The sequence below is a fragment of the Cupriavidus sp. GW823-FHT06D04 genome (genome assembly GCF_058795055.1).
In genome coordinates this window covers 34,251-55,387 of record NZ_JBXAHL010000017.1, presented here as the reverse complement: position 1 = coordinate 55,387, position 21,137 = coordinate 34,251, and the positions used below count along the sequence as shown (strand labels likewise).

The following is a 21,137-nucleotide window of genomic DNA, read 5'->3' as shown; positions in this document are numbered from 1 at the left end:
AGCCTGCCATGACCGCAACACACCGCGGCGCGCAGGCAGATGCCTCCGCGCCCGCCGGCCCCTTGCCGGCCGAAGCTGCCGCCAAGCGCGTGGCCTGGCTGCGCGACGAGCTGGATCGCCACAACTACCAGTACTACGTGCTGGACGCGCCGACCATTCCCGACGCCGAGTACGACGCGCTGTTCAGCGAGTTGCAGGCGCTGGAGCTTGAGCATCCCGAACTGCAGACGCCGGACTCGCCCACCCAGCGCGTGGGCGGCGAGCCGCTGTCGGCCTTCGACTCGGTGCGCCACCGCGTGCCGATGCTGTCGCTCAACAACGGCTTCGCCGACGACGACGTGCTGAACTTCGACCGCCGCTGCGCGCAGGGCCTGGGCCGCACCGCGCCCGCCGCCGGCGAGCAGGACCTGTTCAGCGCCGCCGACGCGGTCGAGTACGCCTGCGAGCTGAAGTTCGACGGCCTGGCCATGTCGCTGCGCTATGAGGACGGCCGCCTGGTGCAGGCCGCCACCCGCGGCGACGGAGAGACCGGCGAAGATGTCACGGTCAACGTGCGCACCATAAAGGCGATTCCGCTGAAGCTGCGAGGCCAGGCTCCCGCCGTGCTTGAAGTGCGGGGCGAAGTCTTCATGTACCGCGGCGACTTCGACAAGCTCAACGAACGCCAGGCCGAGGCCGGCGAGAAGACCTTCGTCAACCCGCGCAACGCCGCCGCGGGCAGCCTGCGCCAGCTCGATCCGCGCATCACCGCCAAGCGGCCGCTGTCGTTCTTCGCCTACGGCCTGGGCGAGCTGCAGGGCGTGGACCGTCCGCCCACCCACAGCGTGATGCTCGACGGCTTTGCCGCGCTGGGCCTGCCGGTGTGCAAGGACCGCGCGGTGGTGAAGGGCGCGCAGGGCCTGCTGGATTTCTACCGCGATATCGGCCAGCGCCGCGACGCGCTGCCGTATGACATCGACGGTGTGGTCTACAAGGTCAACGCACTGGCCGAGCAGGAGCGCCTGGGCTTTGTCTCGCGCGCGCCGCGCTTTGCGCTGGCGCACAAGTTCCCGGCGCAGGAGATGACCACCATCGTCGAGGACATCGAAGTGCAGGTCGGCCGCACCGGCGCAATCACGCCGGTGGCGCGGCTCAAGCCGGTGTTTGTCGGCGGAGTCACGGTGACCAACGCCACGCTGCACAACGAGGACGAGATCCGCCGCAAGGACGTGCATATCGGCGACACCGTGATCGTGCGCCGCGCCGGCGACGTGATCCCGGAAGTGGTCGGCGTGGTGACCGAGCGCCGCCCGGCTGACGCGCGCGCCTTCGTGATGCCGACCGCCTGTCCGGTGTGCGGCTCGCATATCGAGAAGCTCGAGGACGAAGCCATCGCGCGCTGCACCGGCGGCCTGATCTGCGCGGCGCAGCGCAAGCAGGCGCTGCTGCATTTCGCGCAGCGGCGCGCCATGGATATCGAAGGTCTGGGCGACAAACTGGTCGAGCAACTGGTCGACCAGGGCATCGTGCGCACGCCGGCGGATCTGTTCAAGCTGGGCGTGGCCAAGCTGGCCGCGCTGGAGCGCATGGCCGACAAGTCGGCGGCCAATCTGGTGGTGGCGATCGACGCGTCGCGCGAGACCACCATGAACCGCTTTATCTTCGCGCTGGGCATCCGTCATGTGGGCGAAGCCACCGCCAAGGACCTGGCCCGGCACTTCGGCAAGCTCGATGCGCTGATGGCAGCCGACGAAGCGGCTCTGCTGGAAGTGAACGACGTCGGCCCGGTGGTGGCGCAGTCGATCGCGCACTTCTTTGCCGAGCCGCACAACGTCGAGGTCATCGAACAACTGCGCGCCGCAGGCGTACACTGGGCGGAAAGCGAGCCGGTGGCCAAGGCCCCGGCGCCGCTGTCGGGCAAGACCTTCGTGCTGACCGGCACGCTGCCCACCATGTCGCGCGAGGACGCCAAGGAACTGCTGGAAGCCGCCGGCGCCAAGGTGGCGGGTTCGGTATCGAAGAAGACCGACTACGTGGTCGCGGGCGCCGAGGCAGGCAGCAAGCTCGACAAGGCCGAGGCGCTGGGCGTGCCGGTGCTGGACGAGGCCGGCATGCTGGCGCTGCTGGCAGAGGCCGGCGCCGCGCCGGCACAGGAATAACCGGGGAAACAACCATGATCCGCGAGATTCTCAAGATGGGCGATCCGCGCCTGCTGCAGGTGGCGCGGCCGGTGGAGCGCTTCAATACGCCGGAGCTGCGCACGCTGATCGAAGACATGTTCGACACCATGGACCACGCCAACGGCGCCGGCCTTGCCGCGCCGCAGATCGGCGTGGACCTGCAGGTGGTGATCTTCGGCTTCGACCGCAACCCGCGTTACCCGGACGCGCCCACCGTGCCCAAGACCGTGCTGATCAACCCGGTGCTGGAAATGGAGTCCGACGAGATGGAGGACGGCTGGGAAGGCTGCCTGTCTGTCCCCGGCCTGCGCGGCGTGGTGCCGCGCCATCTGCGGCTGAAGTACAGCGGCTACGACCTGATGGGTAACCGCATCGAGCGCGTGGCTGAAGGCTTCCATGCGCGGGTGGTGCAGCATGAGTGCGACCACTTGCAGGGGATCCTGTATCCGATGCGGATCAAGGATTTCAGGCAGTTTGGGTTTACAGAGGTGTTGTTTCCGGATCTGCCGCCGAATAGCGACGATTGACGAGCTGTGCCGCGCGGTATCGAACCCGCGCAAGGCGCAAAAAAACCGGTCCTTGGGGACCGGTTTTTTTGGGTCGGCAAATTCTGGAATCAGAACTTCTCAAACTGCCCCAGGAACCGCCATTTACCCGGCGGCAGATCCCCCAGCACCACGCGTCCCATGCGCACGCGCTTGAGGCCCACCACTTGCAGCCCAACCTGCTCGCACATCCGACGGATCTGGCGCTTGCGGCCTTCGCGCAGCACGAAGCGCAGCTGCTCCTCGTTCTGCCAGCTCACCTTGGCTGGCTTGAGCGGCACGCCATCCAGCGACAGCCCGTGGCGCAGCAGCTCGAGATCATCGGCCGGGAATTCCGCGCTGATATTGCGCTCGACCACGCCCTGCGGCGAGTGCCACACCACACGCACCAGGTATTCCTTCTCGACGGTCGAATCCTCGCCGATCAGCGCGCGCGCGACGCGGCCGTCCTGCGTCAGCACCAGCAGACCGGTTGAGTCGATATCGAGGCGGCCCGCCGGGGCCAGGCTCTTGCGTTGCCACGGGGCGAAGCGCTTGCGCGTGGGGTCGCCTTCCCACTGGTTCTCGGGGGTGAACAGCACCGCGGCCGGCTCGTAGCCGTCTTCGGCCTGGCCGGAGACGTAGCCCACCGGCTTGTTCAGCAGCACCGTGACGCGCTCGCCTTGTTCGGAGCGCGCTTCCTGCATGATCTCGATCTCGGCGTCGGGGCGGATGCGGCTGCCCAGTGCGGTCACGGGCTTGCCGTCTACCAGCACCCAGCCGTGCGGGATCCATTCGTCGGCTTCGCGGCGCGAGCACAGGCCCAGTTCGGACATGCGCTTGGACAGGCGCACCAGGCCGTCGTCGTGGCTGGACTCGGCGCGGGCGGGCTTTTCCTGGCGCGCGGCCGGTGCCTGCTGGCGTGCCGGGCCGGCGGTGCGGATGCGGTCGGCGGCGTCGCTGAAGCGGCGTGCCGGCGCGGTGCCTTCACGGCGGCGCTCGCCCGACGGCGCGGGGCGCGGGCGCTGGTCGTCATCGCCATAACGGCGCGGGCGCGAGTCGGTGCCTTCGAAGCGGCGGGGACGGTTCTCGTCATCGCCATAACGGCGCGGGCGCGAATCGGTGCCTTCGAAGCGGCGAGGGCGGCTCTCGTCATCGCCAACGCGGCGCGGATGCGATTCGGCGCCTTCGAAACGGCGGGGACGGTTGTTGTCCTCGCCAGCACGGCGCGGCGGACGCGAATCACCGCCCTCGAAACGGCGCGGCGGGCGCGCTTCGCCGCCTACGAAACGGCGCGGTCGTGCCTCGCCGCGATCGTCGCCAGTGCGGCGCGGGCGGTTGTCGTCGTCGCCAAAACGGCGCGGCGGGCGCGCTTCGCCGCCTTCGAAACGGCGCGGACGTGCCTCGCCGCGATCGTCGCCCGTGCGGCGCGGGCGGTTGTCGTCGTCGCCAAAGCGGCGCGGCGGGCGCGCTTCACCGCCTTCGAAGCGGCGTGGACGTGCCTCACCCCGATCATCGCCCGTGCGGCGCGGGCGGTTGTCGTCGTCGCCGAAGCGCCGCGGCGGGCGCGCTTCGCTGCCTTCGAAACGGCGCGGACGTGCCTCACCCCGGTCGTCGCCATAACGGCGGGGGCGGCTTTCGTCATCGCCGAAGCGGCGCGGACGCGCCTCGCCACCTTCCGGGCGGCGCGGGCGTGCCTGGCGTTCGCCGTCAGCAGGACGCGGCGCGCGGGGTTTGCGCGGCTGGGCTGCGCCGGCCTGCGGTTCGCCCTGGGCCGGACGGCCGCCGGTCTTGCCGCCGGCGCGCTCCTGGGCGCGCTTGATGCCTTCGGAGACGGCTTGCACGCGCTTGCGGTTCAGGTCGGACACCCGCACGGGGCGGGTGCCGGTCTTGCGCGCGGCCGTGCCGGTGTCGCTGGCGGCCTTGATACCTAGCGTCTTGCGCTTCGGCGAATTGCTGTCGGTCATATGTTGATGCTGCCCGCCCGCCTCAGATGGCGAGGGCGGCGAGCAAGTCCTGTTCAAGCTGAATCTGCAATCGGTTGTCGGCAGCCAGGCGGCTGCCGTCGACCAGGAACACGTCTTCGACGCGTTCGCCCAGGGTGTTGATGCGTGCCGTGTGGACGGATACGCGATGCCGTGCCAGTACGCGGGCGATGGCGTACAGCAGGCCGGTGCGGTCGTTGGCGGACAGCGACAGCAGGTAATACTGGCCACGCTCGTCCGGGCGCAGGTCCACGCGCGGCTTGATCGGGAAGCTGCGCGACTGGCGCGACAGCCGCCCCTGCGTGGGTTCGGGCAGTGCGCCTTGCAGGCGCAGCCGCTCGCACAGTTCGTGCTCGACCAGCGCGATGATGTCGCGGTAGTTGCCGCCGTCGCCGGCCATGCCGGGGTCGGTGACCTGGAACGTGTCCAGCGCGTAGCCGTGGCGCGTGGTGTGGATCTTGGCGTCCTGGATCGAGAACGCCTTGCGCTCGAAGTAGCCGCAGATGCGCGCGAACAGGTCGGGCTGGTCCTTGACGTAGACCGCCACCTGCAGGCCTTCGCCGGCGGGGGAGACGCGTGCCTTGACCACCGGCGTGGGGCTGTCCACCTTGTTGTACAGGTGGCGCGTGAGCCAGGCGATATCGTGCGAATCGTGGCGCAGGAAGAAGGCCACGTCGAGCTGCGCCCACAGAGACTTGCCCAGCGCCGGGTCGAAGGCCTTCAGGCGCAGTTCGGAGATAGTGTCCTCCTTGCGCTGCGACCACAGTGAATGCGAATCCACGCGCGCGCCGCCCAGCACGCGCAGCGTGATGTGGTACAGGTCTTCCAGCAGCTTGCCCTTCCACGCGTTCCATACCTTGGGGCTGGTGCCGCGGATGTCGGCCACGGTCAGCAGGTAGAGCGCGGTCAGGTAGCGTTCGCTGCCGACCACGCGGGCAAAGGCGTGGATCACGTCGGGATCGGTCAGGTCCTGCTTCTGCGCCACGTGGCTCATGGTCAGGTGGTGCTCGACCAGCCAGCAGATCAGGTCGGCGTCTTCGCGCGCAATGCCGTGCTGCTTGCAGAAGCGGCGCGCATCCACGGTGCCAAGCTTTGAGTGGTCGCCGCCGCGGCCCTTGGCGATGTCGTGGAACAGCGCTGCCACGCACAGCACCCACGGCTTGTCGAAGCTGGCCATCAGCTGGCTGCAGAACGGAAACTCGTGGGTGTGCTCGACAATGGCGAAGCGGCGCATGTTGCGCACCACCATCAGGATGTGCTGGTCCACGGTATAGACGTGGAACAGGTCGTGCTGCATCTGGCCGACGATGCGGCGGAAGTTGATCAGGTAGCGGCCCAGTACGCTGGTCTGGTTCATCAGGCGCAGCGCGTGGGTGATGCCCTGCGGCTCCTGCATGATGGCCAGGAACAGGCGGCGGTTTTCCGGATCGTTGCGCCAGCCCGCGTTCATCACGGTGCGCGCGTTGTACAGCCCGCGCAGCGTGCGCGGCGACAGGCCCTTCACGCCGGGCGTGCGCTGGTACAGCAGGAAAGTTTCCAGGATCGCGTGCGGGTCGCGTTCATAGACGTCGTCGCTGGTGATCTCCAGCATGCCCTGGCGCTCGACAAACCGTTCGTTGAGCACGCGCGTCACCTGAGACTCGCTCGGGAACAGCATCGCCTCGATGTTCAGCAGCAGCACGCTGTTGAGCTGCGTGACCGCCTTGGCCGCCCAGTAGTAGCGGCGCATCAGCTGTTCGCTGGCGCGCTTGTTGGTGGTCTGGCGATAGCCGAAGGACTCCGCCAGCGCGGTCTGCAGGTCGAATACCAGCACGTCCTGGCGCCGGCCAGCCACCAGGTGCAGGCGCGCGCGGATGGTCTTGAGCAGGCGCTCGTTGCGCGCCAGCTCCTGCGCTTCGCGCTGCGTCAGCAGGCCGCGCTCGAACAGTTCTTTCCAGCTGTCGCCCAGGCCCGCCGCCTTGGTCATCCACAGGATCACCTGCAGGTCGCGCAGGCCGCCCGGGCTTTCCTTGCAGTTGGGCTCGAGCGCGTAGGGCGTGTCCTGGTATTTGGCGTGGCGCTGGCGCATTTCCAGCAGCTTGGCCTGGAAGAACGCTGCCGCGTCCAGGTCGGAGAGGTAGCGCGTGCGCATCGACTCGAACAGCTTGCGGCTGCCGGTCAGCAGCCGCGCCTCCAGCAGCGAGGTCTGGATGGTGACGTCCTGCCGCGACTCGCGGATGCAATCGTCCACGGTGCGCACCGAAGAGCCGATCTCCAGCCCAAGGTCCCAGCACAGGCCGATAAAACGCTCCAGGCGCCCGGTGGTGTCCTGGTCGGGCTCGGCGGGCAGCAACAGCAGCACGTCGACGTCGGAGTAGGGCAGCAGCTCGCCGCGGCCGTAGCCGCCCACCGCCACCAGCGCTGCGCCCGCGGGCATCTCCAGGCCGCGCCAGGCTTCCACCAGCGCGGCGTCGACAGCGCGGCGCAGCCGCGTGATCAGCGTGCCGACGTTGGCGCTGAGGTTGAAGTCGGCAAACAGCGCCTGCTTGTCGGCTTTGAGCTTGTCGCGCACGCGCGCGGCAAGCAGCAGTTCCGGCGTGGTGTCCATGGAGATGGCGGGCTCGGGGAGCGGGTTGGTGGGCACGGCTGGAAAAAGAAAGGCGCCCGGTCAGGCGCCCCTGGCTTCGGTGCGGCCTCAGGCCGCGACGGAATCGGTGATAAAGGCCGGCGGTGCCGGGCTCCCGGCCGATACCGTAAGGACCTCGTAGCCGGTTTCCGTGACCAGCACGGTGTGCTCCCACTGCGCCGACAGGCTGCGGTCGCGGGTCTTGACCGTCCACTGGTCGGGCATGGTGCGGATATCGCGCTTGCCGGCGTTGATCATCGGCTCAATGGTAAAGATCATGCCGGCCTTGATCTCGGCGCCGGTGCCCGGGCGGCCGTAGTGCAGGATCTGCGGGTCTTCGTGGAAGTTCTTGCCGATGCCGTGGCCGCAGTACTCGCGCACCACGCTGTAGCCGGCGGCTTCGGCGTGTACCTGGATGGCGTGGCCGATGTCGCCCAGGCGGGCGCCGTGGCGAACCTGCGCGATACCCTTCCACATGCATTCATAGGTCACCTGCGACAGGCGCTTGGCCAGGATCGAGCCCTCGCCGACGATGAACATGCGGCTGTTGTCGCCGTAGTAGCCTTCCTTGGTGATGACCGTGATGTCCAGGTTGATCGCGTCACCGTTCTTGAGCACGCGATCGCCCGGAATGCCATGGCAGATCACGTCGTTGACCGAGGTGCAGATCGCGCCGGGGAAGGGCGGATAGCCGGGGGGAGCATAGTTCAGGCACGCCGACACGGTGCCCTGCACTTCACGCATGTAGGCGTGGCACAGGCGGTCGATTTCGCCGGTGGTGATACCTGGCTGGACGAAGGGCGTGATGTAGTCGAGGACCTCGGACCCAAGGCGGCAAGCCACGCGCATCTGGGCGATGTCTTCGGCGGTGTTCAGGTGAATGCTCATGCTGCGTCGCCAAAAAAGTGATGGCGAGGCCACTGGCCGCGCCGAAATCGAAAGGTCAATGTAGGATTATCGCACCATCGGGGCCAGATCGCAGCCTGAGCGCGGCCGTCGCGGGCTGAGTCCGTAGGGCGCCAGGGCACCGGGCGGCTTGAGCGGGCCGCACTTTTGTTGCTACAATAGCAGGCTGACTTGGTTGCGGCGCAGCATTGCGTGCGCCAGGCCGGAATTTTGCAGGATATTCCTGTTGCTGTTTGAAATCGCTGGCCCGCCTATCCGGGGTGTTCCTTTTCAGGAATGTCGGGGCGGGCTTCAGACCTAACCCTTTGGAGATTTACATGTCCGTTACCATGCGCGAAATGCTGGAAGCCGGTTGCCACTTCGGCCACCAGACCCGCTTCTGGAACCCGAAGATGGCCCCCTTCATCTTCGGCCATCGCAACAAGATCCACATCATCAACCTCGAAAAGACGTTGCCGATGTTCCAGGACGCAATGAAGTACGTGCGTCAGCTGGCAGCCAATCGCGGCACCATCCTTTTCGTGGGTACCAAGCGCCAGTCGCGCGAAATCCTGGCTGAAGAAGCTGGCCGTGCCGGCATGCCCTATGTCGACGCCCGCTGGCTCGGCGGCATGCTGACCAACTTCAAGACGGTCAAGATCTCGATCAAGCGCCTGAAGGACATGGAAGCCGCCAAGGAAGCCGGCGCGCTGGACACCATGAGCAAGAAGGAAGCGCTGATGTTCGAGCGCGAGATGCTGAAGCTGGAAAAGTCGATCGGCGGCATCAAGGACATGGGCGGCGTGCCAGACGCGATCTTCGTGGTGGACGTCGGCTACCACAAGATTGCCGTGACCGAGGCCAACAAGCTGGGCGTGCCGGTGATCGGCGTGGTTGATACCAACCACTCGCCGGAAGGCATCGACTACGTGATCCCGGGTAACGACGACTCGAGCAAGGCCGTGGCCCTGTACGTGCGCGGCGTGGCCGACGCGATCCTGGAAGGCCGTGCCAACGCTGTGCAGGAAGTGGTTGAAGCCGCTCGCGGCGGCGACGACGAATTCGTCGAAGTGCAGGAAGGCTGATTGCCCGCCGCCTGATTGCCGGAAAGGAACCCGCTAGCGCGCATCGTCACCGCACGACAGACAAGCAACGCTTGCCGCCCGTCACCACGGGCTGCGCGCAAGGCGAAAGCCGGGGTACGCCGGCAGCCGGGCAAGAAGGGCAATAAAAAGGGGGCACATCTGGCGCCCCCTTTTTTTGAATTTGAATTGTTGTCACCCGCCGCAGGCAGTATCTGCCGCGGGTGTGCTGTAGACCCACCGACCGGGTGCCGCAGGCGACTGCCGGCAGCCGGCGTGAACCATTCAAGGAGTGACAAATGGCGGCAATTACCGCAAGCATGGTTGCAGAACTGCGCGCGAAGACCGACGCGCCGATGATGGAATGCAAGAAGGCCCTGACCGAGGCCGACGGCGACCTGGACAAGGCCGAAGAGCTGCTGCGCGTCAAGCTGGGCAACAAGGCCAGCAAGGCCGCGTCGCGCGTGACCGCTGAAGGCGTGGTCGCATCGTTCATCGACGGCACCACCGGCGTGCTGGTCGAACTGAACTGCGAGACCGATTTCGTCTCCAAGAATGACGACTTCCTGGCTTTCTCGGCCAAGGTTGCCGAACTGATCGCCAAGCAGAACCCGGCCGACGTGGCCGCCCTGTCGGCGCTGGAAATCGACGGCGTGAGCGTTGAAGCCACCCGCACCGCCCTGATCGGCAAGATCGGCGAGAACCTGACGATCCGCCGCTTTGCCCGCTACGCCAACGGCGGCAAGCTGGTGTCGTACCTGCACGGCACCCGCATCGGCGTGATGGTCGAGTTCGATGGCGACGAAGCCGCCGCCAAGGACGTGGCCATGCACGTGGCCGCGATGAAGCCGGTGTCGCTGTCGGCCGAGCAGGTCCCTGCCGAGCTGATCGCCAAGGAGCGCAGCATTGCCGAGCAGAAGGCTGCCGAGTCGGGCAAGCCGGCCGAAATCGTCGCCAAGATGGTCGAGGGTTCGGTGCAGAAGTACCTGAAGGAAGTCTCGCTGTTCAACCAGCCGTTCGTGAAGAACGACAAGCAGACGGTTGAGCAGATGCTGAAGGCCGCCAACACGACCGTGAAGGGTTTCACCCTGTTCGTGGTGGGCGAAGGCATCGAGAAGAAGCAGGACGACTTCGCCGCTGAAGTGGCCGCCCAGGTGGCCGCTGCCCAGAAGGGCTGATGTCCGGGGCGCCGCGGACTGCCCGTTCGGGCTGGTCCGGGCGCCTATAATGCCGCAGGGGCGCCGTAAGGTGCCCCTCTGCATAAGTAGTGCGACGCTGCGCATGCCGCGTTGCACCGCAGCAGCCAGTTTCCGTGGTGGTCCGGCAGTCCGGGGCACCCCGAAAACCGGCTTTCTTCCGCCGGCGGCACGAGGATCCGTGCCGCCGGCGCCAAAACATACGTCTCAAGATCGTCTCAACCGAGCGATTTGCTCCTGTCCGAGGGTGAACATGCCAGCCTACAAGCGCGTCCTTCTGAAACTGTCCGGTGAAGCCCTGATGGGCGAAGATGCCTTCGGCATCAACCGCTCCACCATCGAGGCGATGGTGAACGACATTGCCGAGATCGTGAAGCTCGGCGTGCAGGTCGCGGTGGTCATCGGCGGCGGCAACATCTTCCGCGGCGTCGCCGGCGGCGCCGCCGGCATGGACCGCGCCACCGCGGACTACATGGGCATGCTGGCCACCATGATGAACGCACTGGCGCTGCAGGACGCGATGCGCCACGCCAATATCGAAGGCCGCGTGCAGTCCGCGCTGCGCATGGACCAGGTGGTCGAGCCCTATATCCGCCCGCGCGCGATCCGCCAGCTGGAAGAGGGCAAGGTGGTGATCTTCGCCGCCGGCACCGGCAACCCGTTCTTCACCACCGACACCGCCGCCGCGCTGCGCGGCTCCGAGATCGGGGCGGAGATCGTGCTCAAGGCCACCAAGGTGGACGGCGTGTACACCGCCGACCCGAAGAAGGACCCCAGCGCCACGCGCTACACCACCATCACCTTCGACGAGGCCATCTCCCGCAACCTGCAGGTGATGGACGCCACCGCCTTTGCGCTGTGCCGTGACCAGAAGCTGCCGATCAAGGTGTTCTCGATCGTCAAGCCGGGCGCGCTCAAGCGGGTGATCCTGGGCGAGGACGAGGGTACCCTGGTGCACGTGTGAGTCGGGCGCCGGATGCCGCGCTGCAACGCTGGTATCCGGCCGGGCAAAGAGTAGAATGATTCATTTTCGATCCCCGCCAGGGGGATCATGGTTGGCTGATTTCCGGAGGTAAAAATGAGCGTCGCCGACACAAAGAAGAGCGTCGAGCAAAAAATGCAGAAGTCGATCGAAGCCTTCAAGGCCGATCTGGCGAAGATCCGCACCGGCCGTGCCCACACCGGCCTGCTCGACCATGTTCAGGTGGACTACTACGGCTCGATGGTTCCCATCAGCCAGGTCGCGGCAATCGGCCTGGCCGATGCGCGTACCATCACGGTGCAGCCCTGGGAAAAGAAGATGGTGGGCGCGGTCGAGAAGGCCATCCGCGACTGCGACCTGGGCCTGAACCCGGCCACCATGGGTGAAGTGATCCGCGTGCCGATGCCCGCACTGACCGAAGAGCGCCGCAAGGAGCTGACCAAGGTCGTCAAGAGCGAGGCCGAGGGCGCCAAGATTGCCGTGCGCAACCTGCGCCGCGATGCCAACGAGCAGTTCAAGAAGCTGGTCAAGGACAAGACCATTTCCGAGGACGACGAGCGCCGCGGCCAGGACGAAGTGCAGAAGCTGACCGACAAGTACGTGGCCGAGATCGACAAGATGGTCGCCGAGAAAGAGAAGGAGATCATGACGGTCTGACCCCGTCCCGGCATGGCCGGGGCAGTCAACGACAGTCTGCCATCATGCAGCACATCAGTTCAACGCTCGACGTACCCGATACCTCCTACGTCCCCCGCCACGTTGCCATCATCATGGACGGCAACGGCCGCTGGGCGACCCAGCGGCACCTGCCACGCGTTGCCGGGCATACCCGGGGGCTGGACGCGGTGCGTGCGGTGGTGGAAGCCAGCGCCGCCCGCGGCGTGCAGTTCCTGACGCTGTTCGCCTTCAGTTCTGAGAACTGGCGGCGCCCGGCGGATGAGGTCTCGTTCCTGATGCGGCTGTTCATGATGGCCCTGCGGCGCGAAGTGGTGAAGATGCACGCCAACAACATCCGGTTGCGGGTGGTGGGCGACCTGGACCGCTTCAGCCCCCGCATCCAGCAGATGATCCGCGATGCCGAGGCGCGCACGGCCGGCAACACCGGCCTGACCGTGACCATCGCCGCCAACTACGGCGGCCGCTGGGACCTGCTGCAGGCCATGCGCAAGATGCTGGCGCGCTCGCCCATGCTCGACCCGGCCTCGATCGACGAATCGGTGCTGGCGCCGCACCTGGCGATGGCCTATGCGCCGGAGCCGGATCTCTTCATCCGCACCGGCGGCGAACAGCGCATCAGCAATTTCCTGCTGTGGCAGTTGGCGTATTCCGAGCTGTATTTCACCGACGTTTTCTGGCCGGATTTCGACGCCGCGGAACTGGACAAGGCCTTCGCCTCGTACCGCCAGCGCGAACGCCGTTTCGGCCGCACCAGCGCACAGCTGGTCGCCCCGGGACTATCGGGTACCGCCTGACCCTGGCAACTCCAACCTCTCACGGGACTGCAGCGCATGCTCCTCACCCGCGTCATCACCGCCCTGTGCCTGTTGCTGCTGATCCTGCCAATCCTGTTCCTGGCGCCGCCCGCGGCACTGGCCGGGCTGGTGGCCGTGATCGTGCTGCTGGCCGGCTGGGAATTCGGCCGCCTGATCGGGCTGCGCGGGCCGTGGCCCTATGTCTATGCGCTGGCGTGCCTGATCGCGGCCATTGCCTGGCATGACCTGCCGCTGCGCCACGCCATCACCTGGCTGCTTGAAGCCGCGGTGGTCTGCTGGGGCGTCGCGGTGGTGCTGCTGGCGCGCGGCGTGCGCACCGCGACGCCGTCGTTTACCGCCCTGGGCGCGGTGCTGGGGCTGGTGATGCTGCCCGCGTTCGCCCATGCCACCATGATCCTGCGCGGCGCCGGCATCGGCGTGCTGCTGACCGCGGCCGTGCTGGTGTGGGCGGCCGATATCGGCGCGTATTTCACCGGCAAGGCCATCGGCCGGCGCAAGCTGGCGCCTGGCATCAGCCCGGGCAAGTCCTGGGAGGGCGCCATCGGCGGCTGGCTGCTGGCGCTGGTGATCGGCCTGGCGCTCGCCGCCACCCATGCCTTTGCACCGACGTGGTTCTCCGCGATGGGAGATCGTGGCGGCCTGGCCTATGTGGCGGTGCTGACCACGCTGCTGGTCGCGGCGAGCGTGGTCGGCGATCTGTTCGAATCGCTGCTCAAGCGCCAGGTTGGCAAGAAGGACAGCAGCCGGCTGCTGCCCGGACATGGTGGCGTGCTGGACCGGATCGACGCCTTGCTGCCAGTGTTCCCGCTGGCGGCCCTGATGCTGATTTTTCTCTGAAGCCGTCTGCTATGCATCGCATTACCATCCTGGGCGCCACCGGCTCCATTGGCGAAAGCACGCTCGACGTCATCAGGCGCCATGCCGACCGCTATGCGGTGCATGCGCTGACCGCCCACCGGCAGGTGCGCAAGCTGGCTGAGCAGTGCATTGAATTCCGCCCGGCCCGCGCCGTGGTGGGGACCGCAGAGGCAGCGCGCGAACTGGAAACGCTGCTGCGCGAGGCCGGCGTGAAGACCGAGGTCAGCCACGGCGAAGCCGCGCTGGAATCCGTGGCCGCCGATGCGCAGACCGATGCGGTGATGGCCGCCATCGTCGGCGCCGCCGGCCTGCGCCCGACGCTGGCGGCAGCACGTGCCGGCAAGCGCGTGCTGCTGGCCAACAAGGAAGCGCTGGTGATGTCGGGCCGCATCTTCATGGATGCGGTGCGCGAGCACGGCGCCACGCTGCTGCCGATCGACAGCGAGCACAACGCCATCTTCCAGTGCCTGCCGGCCGACGATCCGCGCTACGGCCGGGGCGTCGCCAAGGTGCTGCTGACCGCGTCGGGCGGGCCGTTCCGCACGCGCGACCCGGCCACGCTGCACGATATTTCCCCCGACCAGGCCTGCGCCCATCCCAACTGGGTCATGGGCCGCAAGATCTCGGTCGACTCCGCCACCATGATGAACAAGGGCCTCGAGGTCATCGAGGCGCACTGGCTGTTCGGTGCCCCCGCCGAGCGCATCGAGGTACTGATCCATCCGCAGAGCATCGTGCATTCGATGGTGGCCTACACCGATGGCTCGGTGCTGGCGCAGCTGGGCAACCCGGACATGCGCACGCCGATCGCCTATGGCCTGGCATATCCGGAACGGATCGACGCGGGCGTGACGCCGCTCGACCTGACGGTGGCCGGAGGCTTGCACTTCGAGAAGCCGGACCTGGTGCGCTTCCCGTGCCTGGGCCTGGCTTTCGATGCACTGCGCGCTGGCGGGGTGGCGCCAGCGGCACTCAATGCGGCCAACGAGGTGGCGGTCGAGGCATTCCTGGGCGGCAAAGTGCGCTTCACGGACATTGCCGGCATCGTCCGGCAGGTGCTGGAGGCGGCACCTCAAGGGCCTGCCGATACGCTCGAAGCGGTGCTGTCAGCCGACGCGCTGGCGCGCGAGGCGGCACGCGCCAGCGTGGCCGCCCTGGCTGCGAACCGCTGATGCGGCGGGGCGGCTTGCCGCATCTGCGACAATAGCGGCTGCGGCGGCCCCGGGTCCCCCGGGGGCCGGCGCGCCCGTCCAGCCATCGTTACCGACGTCCCGACTCCATGCAAACCGTACTCGCTTTCATCGTTGCCTTGTGCGTGCTCATCTATGTGCACGAAATGGGGCACTACCTCGCCGCGCGCGCCTGCGGCGTGAAGGTGCTGCGTTTCTCGATCGGCTTCGGGCGGCCCTTGGTGCGCTGGATTTCGAAGAGCCGCGACCGGACTGAATGGACGGTGGCGGCGATCCCGCTGGGCGGCTACGTCAAGATGCTGGACGAGCGCGAGGTCGACCCCGAGCACGATACGCCGATCGACCCGGCCGACCTGCCGCGGGCTTTCAACCGCCAGCCGGTCGGCAAGCGCTTCGTGATCGTGGCGGCCGGCCCGCTGGCCAATTTTGCGCTGGCAATCGTGCTGTATTTTGCGCTCTTTGCCGGCGGCATGCGCGAACCCGTGCCGGTGGTGGCCGCGCCCGCGGCCGGCACCATGGCGGCGCAGGCCGGCATGCGCGAAGGCGACCGGGTGCTGTCGCTGACCGCCAATGGCCATACCGAAGCGGTGCGCTCCTGGAATGACCTGCGCATGGCCGTATTCGCCGAGGGCTTTGGCGATACGCGCGCCGTGCTGCGCGTACGGGGCGCCGACGGGACAGAGCGCGACGTCACGCTGCCGCGCCTGCCCAATACCGGCGGCAATCCCGAACAGGATCCGCTGGCCACGCTAGGCCTGAACCTGAAAGGCGGGCCGGTGACGATTACCGAGGTGCTGCCGGACTCGGCCGCCGAGCGCGCCGGACTGAAACAGGGCGACCGCATCGTTGCCTGGCAGGGCAGCCCGCTCACGCAGGCCAGCGCGCTGATCAAGGCGGTGCGCAGCCAGCCCGGCCAGACCGTGACACTGGGCATCGAGCGCGACGGCAAGCGCCTGGACGTGCCGGTGACGCTCGACACCGCCGTGGCGCGTGATGGCGCCAAGGACGCGAGCGGCGCCACCCCGGCGCCGGCGGGCAAGCTCGGCGCGGCGCTCAGCCAGGCCGTGCAGATGGAAACCGTGCGCTACCGGCCGGACCAGGCACTGGCGCGCGCGGCCGGCCAGGTCTGGGACACCAGCGCGCTCTCGCTCAAGCTGCTGGGCAAGATGCTAGTGGGGCAGGCTTCGCTGCAGAACCTGAGCGGTCCGCTGACCGTGGCGGACTACGCGGGGCGTGCCGCAAACCTTGGCCTGCAGGCCTTTGTCAGCTTCCTGGCATTGGTCAGCGTAAGCCTTGGAGTACTCAATTTGTTACCCATTCCGGTTCTGGATGGGGGGCATTTGCTGTATTATTGCGTGGAATTTTTGACTGGCCGGCCCGTCCCAGACCACTGGCAGGCAATGCTGCAGAAGGTTGGCATCGCCTGCATCTTGCTCCTGACTTCGCTCGCTTTGTTCAATGACGTCAGCCGAATGTTTCTGGCGAACGGCTAGAAACGTGTGTCGGCAAGGGGGCGGTGGTGTCGTCGGGCACCGTCGCCAGGGACGCCATTTGCCAGGCGCAGTCCAATAAGGCATCGGAGCGCAATCCTGGATGGAATCAAAGAGGGGATCAACATTGATCAGACATAAGCGCATTTCGCTGGGCTTGCTGGCGAGTGCCGTTATTGCAGCCTGGAGCCCGGCGGGCTGGGCTGCCGATCCGTTCGTCGTCAAGGACATCCGCGTTGAGGGCCTGCAACGCGTCGAGCCGGGTACCGTTTTCGGCTACCTGCCGGTGCGCGTCGGTGAAACCTTCACCGACGACAAGGGCGCCGACGCCATCCGTGCCCTCTACAATACCGGCTTCTTCAAGGACGTGCAGATCCGCGCCGAGGAAGGCGTGCTGGTGGTCCAGGTCGAAGAGCGGCCGGCGATCTCGCAGCTCGAATTCGTCGGCATCAAGGAATTCGACAAGGACACGATGCGCCGTTCGCTGCGTGCCGTTGGCGTAGCCGAAGCCCGTTACTACGACAAGGCACTGATCGACAAGGCCGAGCAGGAGCTCAAGCGCCAGTACGTCGCGCGCGGTTACTATGCGGCCGACGTGCAGACCACGATCACGCCGGTGGACCGCAACCGCGTCTCGGTCGTGTTCAACGTCGAAGAGGGCCCGGTCGCCAAGATCCGCCAGATCAATATCGTCGGCAACAAGGCTTTCAAGGAAGGCGCGCTGCGCGACGAGATGCAGCTGTCCACGCCGAACTGGCTGTCCTGGTACACCAAGAACGACCTGTATTCCAAGCAGAAGCTGACCGCCGACCTGGAAGCGCTGCGCTCGTTCTACCTGAACCGCGGCTACCTGGAGTTCGCGATCGAATCGACCCAGGTGTCGATCACGCCGGACAAGAAGGACATCTTCCTGACGCTGAACATCAAGGAAGGCGACCAGTACAAGGTGTCCGACGTGCGCCTGGCGGGCGAGCTGCTCGGCAAGCAGGAGGAAATGGAAAAACTGCTGCAGCTGAAGAAGGGCGATATTTTCTCGTCCGAGAAGCTGACGCAGAGCACCAAGGCCATCACCGACCTGCTGGGCACGTACGGCTACGCGTTCACCACCATCAACCCGCAGCCGCAGATCGACAAGGAAAAGCGTGAAGTCGCGCTGACCCTGATGGTCGACCCGGGCCGCCGCGTCTACGTGCGCCGCGTCAACGTGGTGGGCAACAGCAAGACCCGCGACGAAGTGGTGCGCCGCGAGATGCGCCAGATGGAAAGCTCGTGGTTCGACAGCGAGAAGCTCACGCAGTCGCAAGCCCGTATCAACCGTACCGGCTACTTTACCGACACCAACATCACCACCGAAGACGTGCCGGGCGCGCCCGACCAGGTCGATGTGAACGTCAACGTGACTGAAAAGCCGACCGGCCAGATCAGCCTGGGCGTGGGCTTCTCGTCCACCGACAAGCTGGTGCTGCAGGCCGGCCTGCGCCAGGACAACGTGTTCGGCTCCGGCACCAGCCTGGGCCTGGACGTGAACACCGCCAAGTCGTTCCGGACCATCGCGCTGACGCAGTACGACCCGTATTTCACGGTGGACGGCATCAGCCGCTCGACCGACATCTACTACCGTACTTCGCGCCCGCTGTACTACACCGGTGACCAGGACTACAAGATCGTGTCCGCTGGCGGCGGCTTCAAGTTCGGCGTGCCGTTCTCGGAAGTCGATACGGTGTTCTTCGGCATCGGCTACGAACGGACCCAGGTGTATACGTCGGTCAACACGCCGACCCAGTACACCGACTGGCTGAACAAGATCGGCAAGCAGAGCGGCGACGGCATCAACAACTTCCCGTTCACCATCGGCTGGGCACGTGACCGCCGCGACAGCGCGCTGGTGCCAACCAAGGGCCCGTACACCCAGGCCAACCTGGAAGTCGGCCTGCCGGGCGGCGATACGCAGTACTACCGCGCCAGCGTGCAGCAGCAGTACTTCTATCCGATCTCGAAGTCCTTCACGCTGGCACTGAACGGCGAAGTCGCTTATGGCCACGGCTATGGCAACACCCCTTTCCCGGTGTTCAAGTACTTCTACGCTGGTGGTATCGGCTCGGTGCGCGGCTACCAGACCAGCACGCTGGGCCCGAAGGACCAGAACGGCAACCCGGTGGGCGGTGCCTCGAAGATGATCGGCAACGTCGAGTTCATCTTCCCACTGCCGGGCTCGGGCGTGGACCGCACGCTGCGCCTGTTCACGTTCTTTGACTTCGGTAATGTCTACCAGGAAGGCCAGCCGCTGAGCTTCAGCGAGCTGAAGTACTCGACCGGCTTTGGCATGTCGTGGTTGTCGCCGATTGGCCCGCTGAAGATCAGCATGGGCTTCCCGCTCAAGCGCGACACCAATGACAAGGTCCAGCGCTTCCAGTTCCAGATCGGCACGGCATTCTGATTCTGATAAAGGATCTGTTTCAAATGATTACAACATCCAAACTGGTCAAATCCCTGGGCGCCGCCGCGCTCGCCACGGCTGCCATCTGCGCCGCGGTGCCGGCCTCGGCCCAGGAGGCGCGCATTGCCGCCGTGAACTCCGAACGCATCCTGCGCGACTCCCAGCCGGCCAAGGCTGCGCAGGTCAAGCTGGAGCAGGAATTCTCCAAGCGCGACCGCGAGCTGCAGGACATGGCCCAGAAGATCAAGGGCATGGCCGACAAGCTCGACAAGGACACGGCCGTGCTGGCCGACTCCGACCGCCAGCGCCGCCAGCGCGAAGTGGCTGACATGGACCGCGAGTTCCAGCGCAAGCAGCGCGAGTTCCGCGAGGACCTGAACCAGCGCCGCAATGAAGAACTGGCACAGGTGCTGGAGCGCGCCAACCGCGTGATCCGCCAGCTGGCCGAGCAGCGCAAGTACGACCTGATCGTGCAGGAAGCGGTGTACGTGAACCCGCGCATCGACATCACCGACGACGTGATGAAGGCGCTGAACGCCGGCGCCCGCTAAGGCGCACCGGTTCTCACGTTCTTTCGTCTTTCGTTTTTTAGGAAGTACCGCCATGCAGACACCCACACTGGGTCAGCTCGCCACCGAGAACGGCGCGCAGGTTGTGGGTGACCCCGACCTGGCGATCGTCGGCCTGGCTCCCCTGGACCAGGCCGGACCGGGCGAGCTCTCGTTCCTGTCCAATCCGCTCTACCTGCAGCAGGCGCTGGATTCGCAGGCCGGCGCCGTGATTGTCTCGGCAGCCGACCTCGAGCGCGTTCGCGCCGAGGGCAGGGCGGACGGCCGCAACTGGCTGGTGGCGCGCAATCCCTACGTATGCTTTGCCCGCGTGGCGCAGCGTTTCGACCGCGCCGCCAACACCGATACCCGCACCGGCATCGATCCGCGCGCGACCGTGGCGCCCGACGCGGTGGTGCCGGCTTCGTGCTACATCGGCCCCAACGTGGTCATCGAGCGCGGCGCGCGCCTGGGCGAGCGGGTGCGCATCCTGGCCAACGGCTATGTCGGCGCGCAGGTAGAGATCGGCGACGATTCGCTGCTCTATGCCAATGTTTCGGTCTACCACCATTGCGTGGTCGGCGCCCGCGCAATCCTGCACAGCGGCGTGGTGATCGGCGCGGACGGCTTTGGCTTCGCGCCGGACATCAGCGCAACCGGCGTGGAATACGTAAAGATCCCGCAAACGGGACGCGCGGTGCTGGGCAATGACGTGGAGGTCGGCGCCAATACGGCAATCGACCGCGGCGCCATGGCCGACACCGTGATCGAGGACGGCTGCAAGATCGACAACCAGGTCCAGATCGCGCATAACGTGCGTGTCGGGGCCCATACGGTGATCGCAGGCTGCGCCGCGGTATCGGGCAGCACGCGCATCGGGCGCTTCTGCGTGATCGGCGGGGCCGCCAATTTTTCCGGCCACCTGAATATTGCCGACCGCACCACGGTGTCGGGCGGCACCTCGATCACCAAATCCATTACCAAGCCCGGGGGGCATTTCACCAGCGTCTTCCCGTTCCTGCCGCACGGCGAGTGGGAACGCAATGCAGCCATCGTGCGCGGCCTGACCAGGCTGCGCGAACGGGTGGTGGCGCTGGAACGCCGCCTGCGCGGCCAGGCCGCCGGGTCCCAACCCTCACAAGACTAAGAGAAATCATCATGACCGCAGCCGACATCGACATTCGCAAGATCCTCAAGCTGCTGCCGCATCGATATCCGATGCTGCTGGTCGACCGCGTGCTGGAGTTCGATCCGCAGAAGCGCATCAAGACGCTGAAGAACGTCACCATGAACGAGCCGTTCTTCCAGGGCCATTTCCCGGGCCATCCGGTGATGCCTGGCGTGATGATCCTGGAAGCGCTGGCGCAGTCGGCCGGCCTGCTGACCTTCGGCGCCGACATGGAGCGCAAGGAAGACGCGCTGTACTACTTTGTCGGCATCGACGGGGCCCGCTTCAAGCAGGTGGTGTACCCGGGCGACCAGTTGCACATGAACGTGACAGTCGAACGCTATATCCGCGGCATCTGGAAGTTCAAGGCGTTCGCCACGGTGGACGACAAGGTGGCCTGCGAGGCCGAGCTGATGTGCACCGTGAAGCAGGCCGAGTGAGGCCGAGCACGGCCCGCGGCACCGCCGCAGGCCGTCCGCCGCGCCCCGATTGACGGGTGCGAGCGGCCCGGACGGGAACCTTTGCCCCGTGCATG

General features: G+C 66.5%; 17 protein-coding genes. 14 read left to right on the top strand and 3 right to left on the bottom strand.

Annotated features, from left to right (window positions below; genetic code table 11):
- The first annotated feature begins 8 nt into the window (after window positions 1-8).
- Together ligA and def are read left to right on the top strand one after the other, a co-directional pair.
- Window positions 9-2,138 (top strand): NAD-dependent DNA ligase LigA, encoded by a 2,130-nt coding sequence (gene ligA, locus AC1Q7H_RS21060; RefSeq protein ID WP_492378492.1) that lies wholly within the window; start codon window positions 9-11, stop codon window positions 2,136-2,138.
- Between the two features lie 14 nt (window positions 2,139-2,152).
- Entirely contained in the window at window positions 2,153-2,686 is a 534-nt protein-coding gene (gene def, locus AC1Q7H_RS21055; protein WP_013956965.1) for a peptide deformylase, read from the top strand.
- Between the two features lie 89 nt (window positions 2,687-2,775).
- Here def and AC1Q7H_RS21050 read toward each other — a convergent pair whose 3' ends face one another.
- The 3 genes from AC1Q7H_RS21050 to map all read right to left on the bottom strand — a co-directional run bounded on the left by AC1Q7H_RS21050 (window position 2,776) and on the right by map (window position 8,161).
- The gene (locus AC1Q7H_RS21050; RefSeq protein ID WP_492381686.1) at window positions 2,776-4,650 is read right to left on the bottom strand and encodes a pseudouridine synthase; all 1,875 of its coding nucleotides are present in this window, start codon (window positions 4,648-4,650) and stop codon (window positions 2,776-2,778) included.
- Between the two features lie 22 nt (window positions 4,651-4,672).
- Window positions 4,673-7,255 carry a [protein-PII] uridylyltransferase gene (locus AC1Q7H_RS21045; protein ID WP_041227946.1) on the bottom strand — a complete coding sequence of 861 codons (2,583 nt, stop codon included), beginning with the start codon at window positions 7,253-7,255 and terminating at the stop codon, window positions 4,673-4,675.
- A gap of 87 nt (window positions 7,256-7,342) precedes the next feature.
- On the bottom strand, window positions 7,343-8,161 hold the full coding sequence (gene map / locus AC1Q7H_RS21040) for a type I methionyl aminopeptidase (RefSeq protein ID WP_013956962.1): 819 nt from the start codon (window positions 8,159-8,161) through the stop codon (window positions 7,343-7,345).
- A gap of 335 nt (window positions 8,162-8,496) precedes the next feature.
- Here map and rpsB point away from each other — a divergent pair, with 335 nt between their 5' ends.
- The 12 genes from rpsB to fabZ all read left to right on the top strand — a co-directional run bounded on the left by rpsB (window position 8,497) and on the right by fabZ (window position 21,042).
- On the top strand, window positions 8,497-9,243 hold the full coding sequence (gene rpsB, locus AC1Q7H_RS21035) for a 30S ribosomal protein S2 (protein WP_013956961.1): 747 nt from the start codon (window positions 8,497-8,499) through the stop codon (window positions 9,241-9,243).
- A gap of 296 nt (window positions 9,244-9,539) precedes the next feature.
- Window positions 9,540-10,418: a translation elongation factor Ts gene (gene tsf / locus AC1Q7H_RS21030; RefSeq protein WP_013956960.1), complete on the top strand. Its 879-nt coding sequence runs from the start codon at window positions 9,540-9,542 to the stop codon at window positions 10,416-10,418.
- 271 nt (window positions 10,419-10,689) lie between these two features.
- Window positions 10,690-11,400, top strand: coding sequence for a UMP kinase (gene pyrH, locus AC1Q7H_RS21025; protein ID WP_013956959.1), 711 nt, complete (start codon window positions 10,690-10,692; stop codon window positions 11,398-11,400).
- A gap of 114 nt (window positions 11,401-11,514) precedes the next feature.
- Entirely contained in the window at window positions 11,515-12,075 is a 561-nt protein-coding gene (gene frr, locus AC1Q7H_RS21020) for a ribosome recycling factor (protein WP_013956958.1), read from the top strand.
- Between the two features lie 44 nt (window positions 12,076-12,119).
- Entirely contained in the window at window positions 12,120-12,890 is a 771-nt protein-coding gene (uppS, locus tag AC1Q7H_RS21015) for an undecaprenyl pyrophosphate synthase (protein WP_013956957.1), read from the top strand.
- Window positions 12,891-12,926: 36 nt separating this feature from the next.
- Complete coding sequence (locus AC1Q7H_RS21010) at window positions 12,927-13,748, top strand: phosphatidate cytidylyltransferase (RefSeq protein WP_013956956.1); 822 nt, start codon at window positions 12,927-12,929, stop codon at window positions 13,746-13,748.
- An 11-nt stretch (window positions 13,749-13,759) separates the two neighbouring features.
- Entirely contained in the window at window positions 13,760-14,941 is a 1,182-nt protein-coding gene (gene ispC / locus AC1Q7H_RS21005; RefSeq protein WP_013956955.1) for a 1-deoxy-D-xylulose-5-phosphate reductoisomerase, read from the top strand.
- Window positions 14,942-15,048: 107 nt separating this feature from the next.
- The gene (gene rseP, locus AC1Q7H_RS21000) at window positions 15,049-16,452 is read left to right on the top strand and encodes an RIP metalloprotease RseP (protein ID WP_492381685.1); all 1,404 of its coding nucleotides are present in this window, start codon (window positions 15,049-15,051) and stop codon (window positions 16,450-16,452) included.
- A 100-nt stretch (window positions 16,453-16,552) separates the two neighbouring features.
- The gene (gene bamA, locus AC1Q7H_RS20995) at window positions 16,553-18,886 is read left to right on the top strand and encodes an outer membrane protein assembly factor BamA (protein WP_013956953.1); all 2,334 of its coding nucleotides are present in this window, start codon (window positions 16,553-16,555) and stop codon (window positions 18,884-18,886) included.
- A 23-nt stretch (window positions 18,887-18,909) separates the two neighbouring features.
- Complete coding sequence (locus AC1Q7H_RS20990) at window positions 18,910-19,437, top strand: OmpH/Skp family outer membrane protein (RefSeq protein ID WP_013956952.1); 528 nt, start codon at window positions 18,910-18,912, stop codon at window positions 19,435-19,437.
- A 52-nt stretch (window positions 19,438-19,489) separates the two neighbouring features.
- Window positions 19,490-20,581, top strand: coding sequence for a UDP-3-O-(3-hydroxymyristoyl)glucosamine N-acyltransferase (gene lpxD / locus AC1Q7H_RS20985; RefSeq protein ID WP_153956064.1), 1,092 nt, complete (start codon window positions 19,490-19,492; stop codon window positions 20,579-20,581).
- An 11-nt stretch (window positions 20,582-20,592) separates the two neighbouring features.
- On the top strand, window positions 20,593-21,042 hold the full coding sequence (fabZ, locus tag AC1Q7H_RS20980; RefSeq protein WP_013956950.1) for a 3-hydroxyacyl-ACP dehydratase FabZ: 450 nt from the start codon (window positions 20,593-20,595) through the stop codon (window positions 21,040-21,042).
- Window positions 21,043-21,137: the final 95 nt, after the last annotated feature.